Raw genomic sequence first — 16,118 nt, 5'->3', positions numbered from 1 at the left:
ATTGGGACGTCATCCAGGACGAGGCCACGCGTGAACAACCGCGCAGCGGCCTCCCGATGTTCGGCGATAAATTCCCGGCCTAAGCGAGACTCATGGCAAACACAAAATTCATACCCGAGTCCTACGACATGTCCCTGGTCTCCTCGAAGTTGATATCCCCCACAGAGCGGTCGGCTGGCTTTTCATTGCACGAGAGGAAGAGAAGCCCGCGTCTCGCTCAGGATTTCTTTCGACAGCTTCTCATCGTCGACGATACGGGCGAGTACCATTGCGCCGACCATGGCCGACCAGGCCGCAATCGCCGCGCGCCGCTTTTCGCGAGGCGTGTCACCCTCTGCCTCGGAACCGAGATGACCGATCCGGCGACGGATGGCCTCGGTCATGCTGTGTCGGAGTTCGGCTGAGCCGCGCGCGGCTTCCGTTCCCAGGCTCGAGAACAGACAAGAGGTTGCCCGGTCATCGCGGTGCTTAACGTTGAGATAGCCGTCGGCATATTGCGCCGCCGGACGGCGCGGACTGGCCCTGTCCGGAGCCGGGGGCAGCGCGTGGCCGACAGCCTCTGCGATCAACGCGTCCTTCGAAGAAAAGTACCCGTAAAAGGCGCCATGCGTCAGACCGGCGTCTTTCATGACCTCCGCTACCGTGACGTCGTCGAAGCCGCGCAGCCGGAACAGGCGCGCCGCGGCGGCCAAGATCCGTGCCCGATGTTCAACGACCTGCTCTCTGCTCACTTTCATGTGTGCGTCTCCGAACCCCTTGACTCTATACATTACAGCTATCATGAATATAATCATGATGACTATCATTAATAGGAGTCGATAGATGCGCTATCGTTTGGCCGGAGTCGCGTTTCTTCTTGTCGCAATGATAGCGCCAGGTGGACATGCGTCCGCTGATGAGGCCGAGGCACGCACGTTCTTTGGCAAATTCGTCGCCGCGCAAAATGCCCATAACGTGAGCGACGTGAAAGCCATGCTCTGGAATTCGCCCCACATGCTTTGGTTCGGGCGAGGCGTCGAGACCAGAGGGCCCGACGCCGTCGCCGAACGTTTCAAGGAATACTACCAGGGCACATGGCATCTCGAACCCGACATGTCACAATTTCGCGCGACCGCGATCTCAGACGACGTGATGCAAATTCTTGTCCCGATCGTTTTCACGCGAGGCCTTCCAGGCCAGCCATCGCAGGACAACAAGTTTCTGATCAGCCAGACGCTCGTTCGCGATGCAAAGGGCTGGCATGTCGCCTCCATCATGCCGATCGCAAATACGCAACTGAAATAATCGCGGCGGCCGGTCGCCGTTTTCGCGGAATCACGACCCCGTGACGTAGCGTAACAATCCGCCTCTTGCTTCAGAATATAGATGCAGGAAAAGGCACGTCGAAAGCTATCACAGAGGTATCCAGATGAACCGACGCACATTCGTGAGCATGGCGGCTGCGGGGGCAGCGAGCACTTTTTTCCTGGGAACCGCCGCGGCGCAACCCGCGCCGAAAGCCCGAAACGTCGTCCTTGTGCACGGCCTGTTCGCCGACGGGTCATGCTGGTCCGAGGTGATCACACGATTGCAGTCAGCGGGGCTCAATGCCACAGCCGTGCAAAATCCCCTGACAACGCTGCCTGAAGCGGTGGCCTCGGCAGAGCGCGTGCTGGCGCGGCAGGATGGTCCGACGGTCCTGGTTGGGCATTCCTTCTCCGGAATGATCGTGACCGAGGCCGGGATGCATCCGAACGTGTCGGCTCTTGTCTATGTGGCGGCGCGGGCGCCGGATGCGGGCGAGGACTACACGGCGTTGGCCAAGACATATCCGACGCCACCGGCGTCCGCCGGAATTGTCTTCGACGGCGACGAAGGACGTCTCAGCGAGGCTGCGTTCTTGCGCGATTTCGCGGGCGACCTGCCGGAAGCAAAGGCGAAGATCCTCTATGCGGTCCAGCAGCCGTTTCAGAAAGCTCTGCTCACCGGCAAGACGACGCATGCGGCCTGGCGGTCGAAGCCGAGTTTCTATGCCGTTTCCACGGAAGACAGGACGATCAATCCCGATCTCGAACGCTTCATGGCCAAGCGGATGGGCGCCAAGACGATCGAAGTGAAGGCGAGCCATCTCTCGTTGATCTCTCATCCCGACGAAATTGCCCAACTCATCTTGGAAGCCGCAGGATAGCGGCACTCAACACGGAGGCGTTCCTTTGATTCCGAAGCTCGTATCAGCGCGTGCTGCACAGTTTTGCGAACTTCGGAATCGGGAGACATTCACACCAGCACGGTTCCGCCGTCCACGACGATGACCTGACCGGTGCCGAAGCCTTCGCGCATTAAGTAGACATAGGTTTGTGCGATGTCGGATGCTTCACCGACGCGGCCGACCGGAAGGGTCGCGCCGATGTCGCGATACATCGCGTCGCGATCGGCCTCGGACATATTGCTCCACAGTGCGGTCCTGACCACCCCGGGCGAGACTGCATTGACCCGAACCGGCGCAAGCTCGATCGCGAGTGCGCGTGTGAGCGCTTCCATCGCGCCGCAGATGCTCGCCGCCACCGTCCATCCCTTGCGTGGGCGCAGGCTCGCGATTCCCGTGGTGAGAACGATAGAGCCTCCCGGCCGGATCAACTTGCCGGCATATTTTGCCGCCGCGAACGCACCCCAGAAGCGCAGATTGAACGCCTGCTGCGCCTGGTCGAGCGAGGTGTCCGCAAATTCGCCGAGTTGCAGCGTTTCGCCGGCGGTGAAGACCAGATGGTCGAATGCGCCGATCCGGTCGAACACGCCGCGTACCGCCTCCTCGTTCGAAAGATCGAGAGCGTGGCCTTCGGTGCCGGCGGGCAGGGTTGCGAGCGCGTTGTCGACACTGCGTTGCCGGCTCGAGGCTACCACGATCGTGGCACCATCCTGCGCGGCGGCCTGTGCGGTCGCCAAGCCGATGCCGGATGTGCCGCCGAGAATCACGATGCGCTTGTCCTTCAAGGTCATATCCATCTCCTGTTATCTCTGAAAACCTTCCGCGTAAGCGCAAGATAGGGCTGGACTTTCATTGCGGCGAGCGCATCTTTGTCATCCTGAGCATGACAAGGAGTCATCTTTGGATCCGCCATTCGATAGCCGCCTGCTGAGCGGGCTCGGCGTGCTGGCCGCCGTGATCGAGGCCGGCAATTTCGTGCGCGCGGCCGGCGTGCTCGGCCTCACACAGTCCGGCGTCAGCCGCGCCGTGGCGCGACTCGAACAGCGTGTCGGCGTGCGCCTGCTTGATCGCACCTCGCGTGCTGTGACGCTCACCGACGAGGGCCGTCGCTTCTACGCGCGCGTTGGTCCCCTGCTTACCGAACTGGAGGAGGCCGCGAGCGATGCTGCGCGTGCGTCTGTCACTGTGCGCGGGCGGCTGCGTATCATGGTCGATCCGATGTTTGCGCGGCTCGATCTTGGCGCCAGCCTTGTCGCCTTCCTTGACGCCCACACCGAACTGTCGGTGGACCTCACGGTGCGCGACCGGCTCGGCGACCTGGTCGCCGAGGGGTTCGACGTCGCGGTCCGTTTCGGCGAGCCCGAGCCGTCCGCTCTTGTGGCGCGGCGGCTGACCGACACCCGCGTCGTGACATGCGCGGCGCCTAGCTATCTCGCGCGCCACGGCCGGCCGGCGCGCCCGCAGGATCTGATAAAGCACGAATGCATCATGTTTCGCGATCCGGCGACCGACCGGCCGTTTGCCTGGGAATTCTGGCGCAAAGGAAAAATTCTGGCGGTGCAGGCCGCCGGCCGTCTGACATTGAATGACGCGGGCGCGTTGTTGGCGGCGTGCCATGCCGGCCTAGGCGTTGCACAGATGCTCGAACTCGGTGCCGAAGGGTTGCGCGACGGCAGACTGATGGAGCTATTTCCCGACTGGAGCGGTGAGCGCTTTCCGCTTTACGTTTTCTATCCATCGCGACGGTTGCCGCCGGCGAAAGTGCGCGCCTTTGTGGATTTCGTCGTCGCGTTGACCAAGGGTGCATGAGTCCCTTCAAGACGACCGCGGACGCTATGCAAGATCCGCCAGGCTTCGTGCTGGCGGTCATCGTTTTCTGTAAAATGACGTGGTCACACAAACCCCAGCGGAGGAAACGCATCAGCGGCGCTAGAACAATTCGGCTTTTACCCGAGGAAGACTTTTTCAAAACTATCTGCCAAAAGCCGACATCAGGGGTAAAGGGCGAGTAGCAGCATAAACTATATTGCACTCAGTTTGTCGCGGCACACTCATCCACCCTGCTCGCGCCCGTAAGGCTTGTGAAGAAAACGGCCGCCTTCCGGCAAGTCCGTCGCCGTCGACTGAGGCGGCCTTACTCGTCCGGAAGCGAATGCTGGAGGAAAAAACGAAGCATTTCCCTTGTTGCGTCCGGTCCTCGCGGATCAGTGTAGGAGCCCGCAGGGCTGCCTCCGGACCATGCGTGTCCGGCTCCGTGGATATTCCAGTGCTCCAACATTCCGCGTCCACTCGCGTCGCTCAGGATCGTTCGGGTATAGGCATGCCCTCCGGGTACTTGCCCGCTATACACCGTCTTTTGTGTGCTCACTGCTCTCACGGACTGCTCAAGAATCTGACCGCCGTTGCCTGGATGCACGGTAGTGTCGCGATCGCCGTGAAAGACAATGGTCGGGACAGATGGTCGGTCATCAAAAATTACCTTGTGATTGGGCCCGCCTTGTCGCATCGCGACAAGCGCAGAGGGAAGGTCCGTGGCAACCCCACACGCAAGGCCAGAATGTATGCCGATTGCCGCGTACAGATCGTTGTATGTTGCTCCCATAACAGCCGCCGCAGCCGCTCCGGCCGACAGTCCCCCAACGTAGACGCGCTTACGATCAACCAAGTAGTCATCCATGATTTGGCGAGTAATGCCCGCGATAAGCGAGGGTTCACCTCTGCCTCGCTGCTGGTCAGCTGTGCGAAACCAGTTCCAGCATTTAGCTTGGTTTGCCTGGCTGGGCTGAGCAGGATAGACCACGAAGCAATCTTGTTCCTCAGCGATGAAATTCATCCTCGTGCCAGCGGCGAAATCATCCGGCGACTGGTTACAGCCGTGAAGCATGACGACCAAAGGAAGCGGTCGCTCCTGATAGCGGCTCGGGATGAAGAGCCTGTAGGCACGACTTCCCGCGGGACTGCTGTACATGCTTTCAATAAACCGGGCGCCCTCCGGCACGATGTCCGGTGTGGACAGCGGGGCGCGCTTAATCACACCAGGCAGTCCGATCCCAGAGCGCCCCTTTTTGCGATCCAGTAACGCCCAGAGCCTGCGCGGTTGAGAGGTTGCTGGCTCTAATTGCGGATGATTATCCGTCTCCTCTATGCGATTGGCCTTTGCGTCAATGATTAACGGTTCGCGTCCTGTAAGAGCGATGCCGCTGCCGCTGCGCGATGGCGTGTCTGGCGCACTATCCCCGCCAAGCATGCGCTGAAGGAGCGCGGTCGCTTCAACGAGTTGGCCCGCTCGCGTAAGGCGTGTCGCCTCCCGAATGATGTCCTGGTTCAGCATCGCCTTCACCGTATCTTGTCGGCGAGAGCGGCCTTGACTGCCGGACTGGCATGGAATGCTCCCAGCACGGAGACTGAGGCAATGGTGGAGCGCGCAAGCTCGGGCGTGACGTCTTGAGAGATGCTGGCAAGGCCCAGAACATTGATGTGCAGCATCTTGCCGGCTCGCTGCACCGCTTCGAGATCCTCGCGGCCGTAGTTCCGCAGACCGAGATCCAGGCTTTTTCGGGCCCTTGACTGCTTTACGACGTCGGCGTGACGTTCGAGCTGGTTCCGGATCGCCGTCCTGATGAAATCGGTACGGTTCGAGTAGAACCCTTCCTGAACCATCAGATCGACGTGACCAAGGTCGACGTAGCCAAGATTAATCGTGATTTTTTCGTTTTCGGGCGGCTTGGGCCGAAGTTCCTGGACATTATTCGCCATCGTGTCAACATCCGTATGCCATCTGCATGGATGGTATATGGATGTCCGGACATCATTTCAAGTGCTTGGCCACCTTTCTATTTAGATTTTTAGACCCTTACGCCCTGCGTCTCCCAATAGGGACTACGCACCTCTCGTCTTAGTATTTTCCCGAAGGACGACATCGGCAGTTGCTCGACGAAATCGACTCTCTTCGGCACTTTGAAACTCGATAATGATCCCTTGCAGTGCGCGATGAGATCGGTCTCGCTGACAGAGTAGCCGGGCTTCTTCGTCACGACAGCCACGACGATTTCGCCCCAGGTTGGATCCGGGGCCCCCACGACCGCCGCCATATGCACGGCGGGATGCTTGTAAAGAACATCCTCGATGTCGTTCGGGAAGATATTTTCGCCACCGCTGATGATCATGTCTTTCTTGCGGTCGACGATGTAGAGAAAACCCTCTTCGTCAAAGCGGCCCATGTCGCCGAGCGTAAAGAAGCTGCCGCTTCGTGCGCCCGCCGTCGCTTGCGGATTATTGAAGTACTCCCGGATCAGCGTCGCGCCGCCGATATTGATTTCCCCGATGCCGCCTTGCGCGACGGACTTTCCGTCCTCATCGCGCAGTTCGACGAACATGCCGATCACCGGCTTGCCAACGGAGCGAACCTTGCGCCCCTGGTCAGAAGGGTCAAGGTTGGTCACCAGACCGACCTCCGTTCCGCCGTAGAATTCGTTGAGCCCCGCCTTGGGGAGCCTTTTGATCAAGGCGTCCTTGGTATGGGTGAGAAGCGGAGAACCTCCACTGATGACCGAATGCAGCGACCCGAGGTCGAACCGGTCAATCTCTTCACTCGTAACCATGAGCGCCCACATGGTGGGGACCATAAAGGTCCATGTGGCCTGATGCCTGTCGATGAGCCCGAACACATTCGCCGGCGTGCTGTCGCCGGTGACGATGACCGTTCCGCCCCGGAACAACTGGAGCAGAGCGAACAACGCCGGCGCCTCGTGAAACAAGGGAGCCGCCACGAATTCTCTGTCGTCCGGGGTGATGCCATAGATCGTGGCCATCCGCCGCAGACAATCGGCAAATTCGCGGTGCGGATTGACACACCCTTTCGGGAAACCGGTCGTACCCGAGGTGTAGCCCTGAAAATAGCATGCGTCGAGATCGGCAGGTACGGCGGGATCGACTTCAAGGCCGGCCTCGACAAGGCGCTCATACGAATGAACCCGCGGCACGCCGTCTCCATCGGTCACGATGTAGTTGCTGCCGATCGAAGGTAGCTTGTCCCGCAGCGCGTCAACGGTCGGCATGAATGCCGAATCGAACACCAATGCCTTTGCGCCGGAGTGATTGACGACATATTCGACTTCACTGGCAACGAAGCGAAAATTGAGAGGCACCACGGCGACGCCGAGCACGGCGGCCGCCTGATAGAGTTCGAGATAGCGACCGCTGTTTTGCAGCAGCAGCGCGATCCGGTCGCCGGGATTAATGCCTCTTTTCGAAAGAGAATTGGCCAGGCGGCACACGCGCGACCATAGCTGCGCGTAGGACTGCTCACCTTCGGCGGAGATGATCGCTGTCTTTTGCGGCGTATACGTCGCGTACCAACGTAGCGCATCGCCAATCCGGCTCGGCATGCTCACTCCCTCGATGTTCTCTGTTATTATTTCGAACGGCCGTTCAGTCTCCCGTCGACGAAACCCGTCGCGGTGAAGGGGGCCCGACCGACCTCGGACCCCACCACGGCTTAATCGGGCAAGTTGTAACCAACTTCGGCAAGGCCGATCAGATCTCCGGTCGAGTCCTTTGCCTCGATGGCGATCTGAACCCAGTTCTTGCCTGGTCCGTAGTGGTGCTTGCGCCTGACCTTTCCGGTCGCCGTCACGGTTTCGCCGACCTTCACGGGCTTGGTGAATTTTGCATCCACGAAGCGAACGCTACCGCCCTGCTTGTTGACGACGCCCCACACGCGCGTGACGACCGAGGTCAAGGTCGACATCGTCATCATGCCGTGCCCGACCGTCTCGGGAATGCCGAACACCTTGGCGCGAGAGGCCCATTCCTCGTTGGTGTGGACCGGATTCATGTCGAGCGAAGCCAGCGCATATTGGTCGATCGCCGACTGAACGTAGGATTGCTTCACAACCGCGAACTCATATCCAGACTCAATCTGGCTGAAGGTCGGAACTGTCATCTGAAAATCCTCAATCAAGCGTTGGCGAAGCGGGCAACATCGGCCTGCGTCTGGGGAAGGATCAGCGAGCACCACCAGCGCGCCTTGAGCACGCCCTTTTCGTTGCGGAAGTCGAGAAGCATCTGGAGATACGGCTTGTTTCTCTGGACGAACTTGTCCGCCGTGGTGACGGTCGTCGTGATCACCTCGCCGTAACGGAACGCCTCGACGATTTCGATGCGCTGCTGCGGGTTGCGGGCGCCGGGCGTGCGAATCCAGGTTCCGATGCCCTTCTCGCCGAGACTGTAGAAGGCAATCGTGGTCACGAAGACTGGATGCTGCAAGACCTCACCCGTCGGGGAGTTTTGCCGGGCATAGGCCGGATCGATCATCAGCGGATCGGTTTCGCCGCAGGCGCGGTTGTACGACACAATGTCTTCTTCGATGATCTCAAACGTGCGCAGCGCGGGACCGGACTCGCCGACGGTCGCCTGCTCCCACGTCTCGTAGTTTGCCCAACCGATCATGAAATCGCGGGAAAAGTGCCGCTGTTTGTCGGTCTCAATGTACTTATCCAGCCGAACCGGTACGGGCATCGCTTCCTCATTCAAAGTTCAGTTGCTATTGTTTTTGAACAGTCGTTAGGTTTTTAACTTACCGAACGTTCGTTAGAAAATAAATGCCGCAAGAGAGCGAAAAGTATCATGGCCTCTAAATTGACGACGAAGCCGAAAAAACAGCGCGCCAACAAGGAGGTAGCCCCGCCCCGGGACGGCCTTACGAAAGGCATGCAGGCGCGGGAGCGGATTATTTCCGTCGCGGAGACCCTCTTCAACAAACAGGGATTCGATGGCGCATCCATGCGCGACATCGCCGCCGCCGCCAAAATGCAGCCGGCCTCGATGTACTATCACTTCGGATCCAAGGAAGAATTGCTGTGGGCGGTCTGGGAGAAAGGCGGCATCGAGCTCCTGAACCGGGTCAACGAGGCGATCGCGCCCGTAACCGATCCCTGGCAACGCCTTGAGACAGCCTGCGTGGCTCACGTCTCCGGCCTATTGGACTGGCGGCGGGCGAACCAGGCGTTGTTCGTGATGCCGCCCTGGCACTACCCCGAAAGCATCAAGGATCGCGTCATCGCGCTGCGCGACGAGTACGAAAGCATATTCATCCGTCTCATCGACGATCTGCCGCTGAGCCGCGATATCAACAGACAGTATCTTCGCCTGACCATGATTGGCGCGCTTTCGTGGACGCTTTTCTGGTTCAAGAAGGAAAGAGACGACGCGCCGGCAGTGATCGCAAAGCAAATTCTATCGCTGTTGCGCTCTGGATTCGGTCAAAACCAAAAAGTGCGATGAGGTCGATTATTCCGCAGTACGACCACGAAATTTCATGTGACTCGGTCCGCCGTCCATGGACGCGCGCTCAAGATGGCGTCCCGCCAAGCTTGCCGACGCTGGAGATAAGCAGTTTCACGATCGGTGATTTGTTCGCCTTGTGGTGCGCGATGACCAAGTCAACGGTCGGCGCCTCCCCCCTCACCGGACGTGTGGCTATTGATTCAGGCAGATACCGTTTCGTGTACGCCGGCAGCAGCATGACCGCACGTGTCGATGTGATCATAGATATTGCATGAACGACATTGTGGACTTCATGTTCCGGCTTGAGATCGACACCGGCTCGGTCGAAATATTCCAAAACGGCACGGCGGACCGCAGGGGCTGCTTTGGACGGAAGACAGAACACTTCATCCCCGATATCTTCCGGCGCAACAGTCGCTTGCGTGGAGAAGCGGTGGTCACTCGGAAACACGAACACCAGAGGATCAGTACGCACGCGCGTGCAAGCCAGGTCTTCCATGTGCTCCTCCCGTCGGATGAAAGCCGCATCGAGCTTGCGCCGGATCAAGGCTTTCGCGAGCACAGGAGAATAGTCGCTCGACAGACGGAGATCGATACCGGGAAACTCCTCGCGAAGAACGCCGGTCACTTCAGGCAGCAAGCCGATTTCGGCACCTGACATGAATCCGAGGGCAAAGGTAGGTTTCGGAGGTTGAGCCGCGCGAAGGGCCGCTTCCTTGGCTGCATCTGCCTGAAGCAGCGCCATTCGAGCGTGATCCAGAAAAGCCTTGCCCGCCGACGTAAGCTCAATGCCTTGAGCGCTGCGGGTCATTAATTGAGTGCCGACTTCCTGTTCGAGATCTCGTATCTGCCGGCTGAGAGAAGGCTGGGACGTATTGAGGGTTTTTTCGGCGGCAACAGTCAGGCTGCCCGCATCAGCGACGGCGATGAAATAACGCAGATGTCGTAACTCCATCGTAGCCTCCCATGTCTCGCAAGCATGGGGCCAGCTTACAAAGTCTTTTTCACGGCTACCAGCGCTCTCTATAGCAAGCGACTCTGTACGCATGGTCTGCCTGGCAGGCAGAGAGCGTGCTGCGGCCCTGATCCGTGGGGCCCGGCGCGAAGTCCAAGGCGTTGCCCTATTGGAGCGTGAACATGTGTAAAGCCATTCGGGCGTCGCTGTTATTTCTGCTGGTCACGGCGGGATTTGGCGAGGCCGCGGCGCAGTCCCCCACAAACCAGACGAGAGCAAGCGGCATGGACGCAGACATCGCGAAGATCAAGGAAACGCTGCTTGGAGACTGGGAGAGCATCGCACCGGAGGTCCGGCCGAGCAAAAATCCGGACGGCCCGCTCAAGCCGTTCTACCTCAAGCGCACCTTCAAGTATCTCCCCTCCGACCGGTTTGAACTGGAGGTCGTCAATTCGGCCGACCCTTACGGTGCGGTGCCGCTCGCACGGATCAAGATCGGCGGGCACATGCTGTGGCAGGGTTCTCACCCGATCGTCGCAGGCGCGCAGAAGGTCGATTTCATCGCCGACGAGAGCTACGAAGTCACCCCCCTCGTGCAGGGATTTGCCGACGTGCTCAACAAGGTCGCGTCGGCAGGTTACGCTCCTTGGGCGGTCAACTCGTCTCAAAGCATATTCGGCAAGACCTTCGTCCCCTTCGGCCTCAAGGAGGGGACCAATTTCATGGAGTATGATCTCGTCTATGTCAGAGGCGATCTCCTGTTCTGGGGGGCGCGCAACATCGATGGCCGCGGCTTTGACACCGAGCAGAACCGTCCCACCAACCTGCAGATCCCGCTAATCAGAAAATAAGCGGAGCCTGCAAGAGATTTGATTCCTTGAGCAGGTTCTTTCATGGCTGGTTCGACACAGGTCGAAATCCCTTCGTTACTGGGCAGAGTGGCCGTCGTAACGGGCGCGACGGGCGGTCTCGGTCATGAGACGGCTATAGCCCTGGCCAAGGCCGGTGCGCAGGTCATTCTGACCGGTCGAGACGATCGAAAGGGGCAGTCGTCCCTCGATAGGATCCGCCGCGAAGCGACCAGCGCCAATGTGAGCTACGAACCTCTCGATCTAGCCAGCCTGGCGTCGATCGCCGACTTCGCACGGCGAATGCACACCTTGCAGTCCCTTGACCTCCTGATTTGCAATGCGGGGGTCATGGCCCTGCCCCGCCGGCAAATTACGGCCGACGGCTTTGAGATGCAGTTCGGAACGAACTATCTCGGCCACTTCGCGCTTACTGCCCGGTTGCAGCCGCTATTGCGCCAGGCTGACGCACCAAGGGTTGTCAGCGTCAGCAGTTTGGCGCACCGGACCGGATTCATCGATTTCAGTGATCTGCAGGGCGCCCGCCTTTACTCGCCATGGAAGGCATACGGGCAATCGAAGCTCGCGATGTTGATGTTCGCGCTCGACCTGCAGCGGCGGAGCGACGCGGCCGGCTGGAAGCTGACACGCATTGCCGCCCATCCAGGGTTTGCACGAACCGGTCTGTTCGCGAGCGGTCCGGGCGGTCTTCTCTCGCTTGCCACGGATTTCGCGGCACCATTCTTCGGTCAGTCCGCTCCGGATGGGGCTCGCCCGATCCTGTTCGCGGCGACAAGCCCGGAAGCCCAGCCCGGCGCTTACTACGGACCCGGAGGAATGGTGAACTGAAAGGCGCCCCGGCCAGAGCCCTGATCATGCCCCAAGCGCGCGACACGGCAACCGCTGCTAGGCTCTGGGACGTTTCCGAAACTCTGACAGGCACATCGTTCGAATAGCGAATGGTCTACTAACGCCGCAATCGCTGGCAAGGGAGCGTAGTCATGGTCAACATTAGCGCTGACCGTCACGTCCAAACCGCCCTGACCGCGTTCGATACCCTTTTTAACAAGCGCGACTACGCCGCCGCCGAGCACTTCTGGTCTCCGCGTTACATTCAGCACAGCGCACATATTCCGCCTGGCCGTAACGGGCTCTTTGGCCTGGTCAAGGACCTGCCCGCAACACTGCGCTATGAGAACCACCTTGCAGCTGCAACCGGCGATTTCGTCATCCTCCACGGACGATTCAGCGGTCACGGCCTGCCCGCGGCGTGGGTCGTTGCCGACATCGTCCGCATGGAGGGAGACGTACTCGCTGAGCATTGGGATGTCATCCAGGACGAGGCTACGCGGGAGCAGTCGCGCAGCGGCCTTCCGATGTTCGGCGACCGTTTCCCGGAGCAACCATGAAAATCAATACCGACCGGTGGAAAACGGATGCCGAACAGGGCGGCAGCAATCGGTTGCTGCGAGAAATAGCGTCCCACATTTCCGAGCGTTCGGATGTGCTCAATTTAAAAGGATCGCCGCAATTCCTTCACGGCCTTTTCAAAGGCACCGACGTCATCGAGCAAGACGGCCTGCAGCATCGCACCTTGAAAGAGCGCCGTCGTTTCGATCGCCCGGCGCTTCGGCTCCGTAACACCGGCTCGCTCGAAAGCGCGGGCCAACCAGTCGTTGGCGGCAGTGAAATAGCCTCGCGCAGCATTCGCGACGGACGGCGGGAGGCTCCTCGCTTCGGTTCCCAGAATCCCACACAGACACATTCCTTCGCCGCGCTTCAGGGCCGCGAGAAAGATCGCCCGCATCGCATCGATCTTGGCCGCGAGGCTCCGCTCGTCGTCCGGCGGGCCGAGCATGGCAAGAAACCGCTTTTGATAACGCGCGACCACCGCACTACCCAACTTTGTCTTGGTCGGAAAGTGATAATGGACGCTTGCGCTCTTGATCCCGACATCGCCGGCGATCTGACGAAAGCTGCAGGCGTGAAAACCGCCCGCGCGCATGCGCTTTTCGGCCGAATCCAGAATTGCTTCGCTGATGTCCATCTCTACCTATCAAGTGATAGATAGAGATTGACGCGCTGTCAAATCATCGGTTAGCCTATCTATCGATAGATTGGAGAGGAAAACTATGGAAAACGTGAAGCAGATAGCCCTTCGTGCGTTGACGGGTGCATTCATCGACCGGGATCCAAGCGTCGTGGACCGCTATTTTGCGCCGGATTATATCCAGCATAATCCCTCGATTCCAAACGGGGCAGCCGCCATTCCCGGACTCATCGCCAGCCTAAGCAAGGATTTTTCCTATGAGCCGGGCATGATCGTGGCAGAGGGCGATTTGGTGATGGTGCACGGCCGCTACGTCGGTTGGGGACCGAAACCAATGATCGCAGTCGATATTTTCCGCGTAGCGAACGGCAAGTTGGCCGAGCACTGGGACGTGATGCAGGAAGAAGTACCGGCGTCCGCGACGGCGAGCGGCAACCCCATGTTCAGTCCGATTGCCAGCGGTTCGTGAAGGACCAAAAGCAAGCAAGCTTACTTCGATGATGGCTGGCAACGCGCGCTTCTGAAGAGTCCCCGCCACTGCGTGGGGTCCGCCAATTGCTAAGAATAAGGACCCCACTTCGGCGGCGACGTTGGTGATCGTGATGGCAAAACGGCACATCTTCAGCAGCCGAATGCAGCACATATTGCGGCTGACCGATGAGCACACTCCCGTTATCAAGACCATTCAAAAGAATCCGCTGGCGGCGACGCGGTGCAGGCTTGATGCGCCATCTGAGGAAATGACCAACCCGCCGCCCCGCGAAGACGCCTATATGATCGTCATGCAAATAAACGGGACGAATTCCCGGGAACTTTGGCTGGACGGAAAGTCGACGCGGACCGAACCGCTCAGTGCAGGCGGCGTCGTGTTCCACGATATGCGTCAAGTCCCCCGATTCTATTTCCACGACCCTCTCGACTCCGTGAATTATTTCTTGTCACGCAAGACCCTGGATTCGATCGCGGACGATGCTGACGCTCCGAGGATTTCCGATCTGAAGTTTACTCCGGGGGTCGGCGTCATGGATCCTGTCGTTGGCGAGCTCACACGCCTGCTTTTGCCGGCGTTCGACAGCCCCGACCAGGTGTCGCGGCTCTTCGCGGATCATATCAGCCTGGCCTTGGGCACTCACGTTGCACAGGTCTACGGAGGCATGAGAAGCGTCGTCGCGCCCCCGCTAGGCGGTCTCGCCACATGGCAGGAACGACGCGCGAAAGACATCATGAGTGCAAACCTCCGAGGAGACATTTCTACTGCGGATGTCGCGAGCGAATGCGCGTTGTCGGCCGGCCATTTTGCCCGCGCGTTTCGGCGTTCGACAGGTCTGTCGCCTCACCAGTGGCTACTCCGGCGCCGAATTGATGAGGCCCATGGATTGTTGCTCGACCGCAGGCGTTCGCTTGCCGAGATCGCGCGTGCTTGCGGCTTCGCCGATCAAAGCCACTTCACGAAAGCCTATGCGCGTCTGCGTGGCATCAGCCCGGGTGCATGGCGGCGACAGCAGGAAATTAGTCCGAAGTCCTGATGCGAATCGAACTGACCAAACACGTTTCCTTTTTACAAGAGCCCGCACGCAGCAACCCTTAGCCTGAAAAAAGTTCCGGGAGTGCCAGTTGGGTACTGCCATATGGCACACGGAAGCCTTTGTACCCATCCAGACGCTGGAGCGCGGCGCTCGTCCCGTCGGTTCATGTCGTCTGTCGTCGAGCGCGAGCCCGCTGCGGACGACTCTTTGGCAACTGAATAAGGGAGAGCAATCATGCAAAGTGCTTCGACCTACCGTGCGGTGCAGGCCGTAAGCCCAGGCAAGCTGGAGTTGACCGAGAAGCCCCTTCTCGATCCGCCCGCGGGCCATGTCCGCATCCGTGTCGAGGCCTGCGGGGTGTGCCATTCGGATACCATAACAGTGGCCGGCCTATTGCCGATCGAGTGGCCTAGGGTGCCCGGCCACGAAGCTGTTGGAAAAATCGACGCCATCGGCGACGGCGTTGAAGGCTGGAGAGTGGGCCAACGCGTCGGCGTCGGCTTTCTTGGCGGTAGCTGCGGCTATTGCGAGTATTGCCGCGATGGCGACCTTGTGAATTGCGTCAACCAAGCTTTCACCGGCGTGCAGCACGACGGCGGCTACGCAGAGGTGATGATCGCCAAGGCCAGTGGGCTGATGGCTGTTCCGGACGAACTGTCGTCGGTCGATGCCGCGCCGCTGCTGTGCGCCGGCATAACGACCTTCAGCGCGCTGCGGAACTCTCCCGCGCGCGCCGGAGATCTGGTCGCCGTGTTCGGCGTCGGCGGGCTGGGTCACCTCGCCGTGCAATACGCCCGCCACATGGGATTTGAGGTGGTAGCCATCGACCAAGGCGCCGACAGGGCCGAGCTTTCGAAGAAACTGGGCGCGCACCACTATATCGACGGCTCCACCACCGATGTCGCCAAAGCGCTCGAGGCGCTTGGGGGCGCGGTGATCGTGTTGGCTACGGCTTCCGGAGGCAAGGCGGTCGCGGCTGCTCTCGGTGGCTTGCGCCGCGGTGGCGTCGTGATTTCGCTTGGCGCTACCGACGAGCCTATCGAGCTGTCAGCTTTTGAACTGCTGTTCAAGAGCCTGGGCGTCGAGGGCGCGCTGACGGGGACCCCGGCGGCCGGCGATGCAACACTCAAGTTCAGCGCGCTCAGCGACGTCGCCGCCATGGTCGAAACCATGCCGCTGGAACGCGCCGCGGAAGCCTACGCAAAGATGATGGCGGGCAAAGCGCGGTTCAGATTGGTTCTCACCATGTCTTAGGCGGGGCAAATGC

18 protein-coding genes and 1 pseudogene are annotated in these 16,118 nt (G+C 59.9%); 10 read left to right on the top strand and 9 right to left on the bottom strand.

The genetic code is table 11. The annotated features are described in order from the left end of the window. Positions 1-182 precede the first annotated feature (182 nt). Positions 183-692 carry a helix-turn-helix domain-containing protein gene (locus NL528_RS09135; RefSeq protein ID WP_309182361.1) on the bottom strand — a complete coding sequence of 170 codons (510 nt, stop codon included), beginning with the start codon at positions 690-692 and terminating at the stop codon, positions 183-185. A gap of 130 nt (positions 693-822) precedes the next feature. Between NL528_RS09135 and NL528_RS09130 the strand changes: the two genes are divergently transcribed. Both NL528_RS09130 and NL528_RS09125 read left to right on the top strand, forming a co-directional pair. Beyond that, entirely contained in the window at positions 823-1,284 is a 462-nt protein-coding gene (locus tag NL528_RS09130; protein ID WP_309182360.1) for a DUF4440 domain-containing protein, read from the top strand. 118 nt (positions 1,285-1,402) lie between these two features. Beyond that, complete coding sequence (locus NL528_RS09125; RefSeq protein ID WP_309184838.1) at positions 1,403-2,167, top strand: alpha/beta hydrolase; 765 nt, start codon at positions 1,403-1,405, stop codon at positions 2,165-2,167. 89 nt (positions 2,168-2,256) lie between these two features. On the opposite strand, the gene NL528_RS09120 is transcribed toward NL528_RS09125, so the two are convergent. Further along, positions 2,257-2,976 carry an SDR family oxidoreductase gene (locus tag NL528_RS09120; RefSeq protein WP_309182359.1) on the bottom strand — a complete coding sequence of 240 codons (720 nt, stop codon included), beginning with the start codon at positions 2,974-2,976 and terminating at the stop codon, positions 2,257-2,259. Between the two features lie 109 nt (positions 2,977-3,085). Between NL528_RS09120 and NL528_RS09115 the strand changes: the two genes are divergently transcribed. Then, positions 3,086-3,994: a LysR family transcriptional regulator gene (locus NL528_RS09115; RefSeq protein ID WP_309182358.1), complete on the top strand. Its 909-nt coding sequence runs from the start codon at positions 3,086-3,088 to the stop codon at positions 3,992-3,994. A gap of 325 nt (positions 3,995-4,319) precedes the next feature. On the opposite strand, the gene NL528_RS09110 is transcribed toward NL528_RS09115, so the two are convergent. The 5 genes from NL528_RS09110 to NL528_RS09090 all read right to left on the bottom strand — a co-directional run bounded on the left by NL528_RS09110 (position 4,320) and on the right by NL528_RS09090 (position 8,719). Then, a complete protein-coding gene (locus NL528_RS09110) occupies positions 4,320-5,516 on the bottom strand; it encodes a PHB depolymerase family esterase (RefSeq protein ID WP_309182356.1) in 1,197 nt (398 codons plus the stop codon). Positions 5,517-5,521: 5 nt separating this feature from the next. After that, positions 5,522-5,941 (bottom strand): CopG family transcriptional regulator, encoded by a 420-nt coding sequence (locus tag NL528_RS09105; protein WP_309182354.1) that lies wholly within the window; start codon positions 5,939-5,941, stop codon positions 5,522-5,524. 89 nt (positions 5,942-6,030) lie between these two features. Next, a complete protein-coding gene (locus NL528_RS09100; protein ID WP_309182352.1) occupies positions 6,031-7,572 on the bottom strand; it encodes an AMP-binding protein in 1,542 nt (513 codons plus the stop codon). A gap of 110 nt (positions 7,573-7,682) precedes the next feature. Beyond that, positions 7,683-8,129 (bottom strand): MaoC family dehydratase, encoded by a 447-nt coding sequence (locus NL528_RS09095; protein ID WP_309182351.1) that lies wholly within the window; start codon positions 8,127-8,129, stop codon positions 7,683-7,685. A gap of 14 nt (positions 8,130-8,143) precedes the next feature. Continuing rightward, positions 8,144-8,719 carry a hypothetical protein gene (locus NL528_RS09090; protein ID WP_309182350.1) on the bottom strand — a complete coding sequence of 192 codons (576 nt, stop codon included), beginning with the start codon at positions 8,717-8,719 and terminating at the stop codon, positions 8,144-8,146. Between the two features lie 93 nt (positions 8,720-8,812). Here NL528_RS09090 and NL528_RS09085 point away from each other — a divergent pair, with 93 nt between their 5' ends. Then, positions 8,813-9,469, top strand: a complete 657-nt coding sequence (locus NL528_RS09085; protein WP_309182349.1) for a TetR/AcrR family transcriptional regulator — start codon at positions 8,813-8,815, stop codon at positions 9,467-9,469. A gap of 67 nt (positions 9,470-9,536) precedes the next feature. Here NL528_RS09085 and NL528_RS09080 read toward each other — a convergent pair whose 3' ends face one another. Continuing rightward, entirely contained in the window at positions 9,537-10,427 is an 891-nt protein-coding gene (locus NL528_RS09080) for a LysR substrate-binding domain-containing protein (protein WP_309182348.1), read from the bottom strand. 182 nt (positions 10,428-10,609) lie between these two features. On the opposite strand from NL528_RS09080, the gene NL528_RS09075 reads away from it, so the two are divergent. The 3 genes and pseudogenes from NL528_RS09075 to NL528_RS09065 all read left to right on the top strand — a co-directional run bounded on the left by NL528_RS09075 (position 10,610) and on the right by NL528_RS09065 (position 12,684). Next, a complete protein-coding gene (locus NL528_RS09075; protein WP_309182347.1) occupies positions 10,610-11,278 on the top strand; it encodes a hypothetical protein in 669 nt (222 codons plus the stop codon). Between the two features lie 42 nt (positions 11,279-11,320). Further along, a pseudogene (locus NL528_RS09070) lies at positions 11,321-12,231 on the top strand (SDR family oxidoreductase). 45 nt (positions 12,232-12,276) lie between these two features. Continuing rightward, the gene (locus NL528_RS09065; protein WP_309182346.1) at positions 12,277-12,684 is read left to right on the top strand and encodes a nuclear transport factor 2 family protein; all 408 of its coding nucleotides are present in this window, start codon (positions 12,277-12,279) and stop codon (positions 12,682-12,684) included. A 104-nt stretch (positions 12,685-12,788) separates the two neighbouring features. Here NL528_RS09065 and NL528_RS46995 read toward each other — a convergent pair whose 3' ends face one another. Next, a complete protein-coding gene (locus NL528_RS46995) occupies positions 12,789-13,280 on the bottom strand; it encodes a TetR/AcrR family transcriptional regulator (protein WP_375144046.1) in 492 nt (163 codons plus the stop codon). A gap of 127 nt (positions 13,281-13,407) precedes the next feature. Between NL528_RS46995 and NL528_RS09055 the strand changes: the two genes are divergently transcribed. From NL528_RS09055 to NL528_RS09045, 3 genes are all read left to right on the top strand, one after another. Next, on the top strand, positions 13,408-13,794 hold the full coding sequence (locus tag NL528_RS09055) for a nuclear transport factor 2 family protein (RefSeq protein ID WP_309182343.1): 387 nt from the start codon (positions 13,408-13,410) through the stop codon (positions 13,792-13,794). Positions 13,795-13,927: 133 nt separating this feature from the next. Then, on the top strand, positions 13,928-14,851 hold the full coding sequence (locus tag NL528_RS09050) for an AraC family transcriptional regulator (protein WP_309184837.1): 924 nt from the start codon (positions 13,928-13,930) through the stop codon (positions 14,849-14,851). A 234-nt stretch (positions 14,852-15,085) separates the two neighbouring features. Then, complete coding sequence (locus NL528_RS09045) at positions 15,086-16,105, top strand: alcohol dehydrogenase catalytic domain-containing protein (protein ID WP_309182342.1); 1,020 nt, start codon at positions 15,086-15,088, stop codon at positions 16,103-16,105. Positions 16,106-16,118 lie beyond the last annotated feature (13 nt).

The sequence above is a fragment of the Bradyrhizobium sp. Ash2021 genome (genome assembly GCF_031202265.1).
Taxonomy (GTDB): Bacteria; Pseudomonadota; Alphaproteobacteria; order Rhizobiales; family Xanthobacteraceae; genus Bradyrhizobium.
Note: the sequence above shows the minus strand (reverse complement) of the source record. Positions and strands in the feature narration are given on the sequence as shown.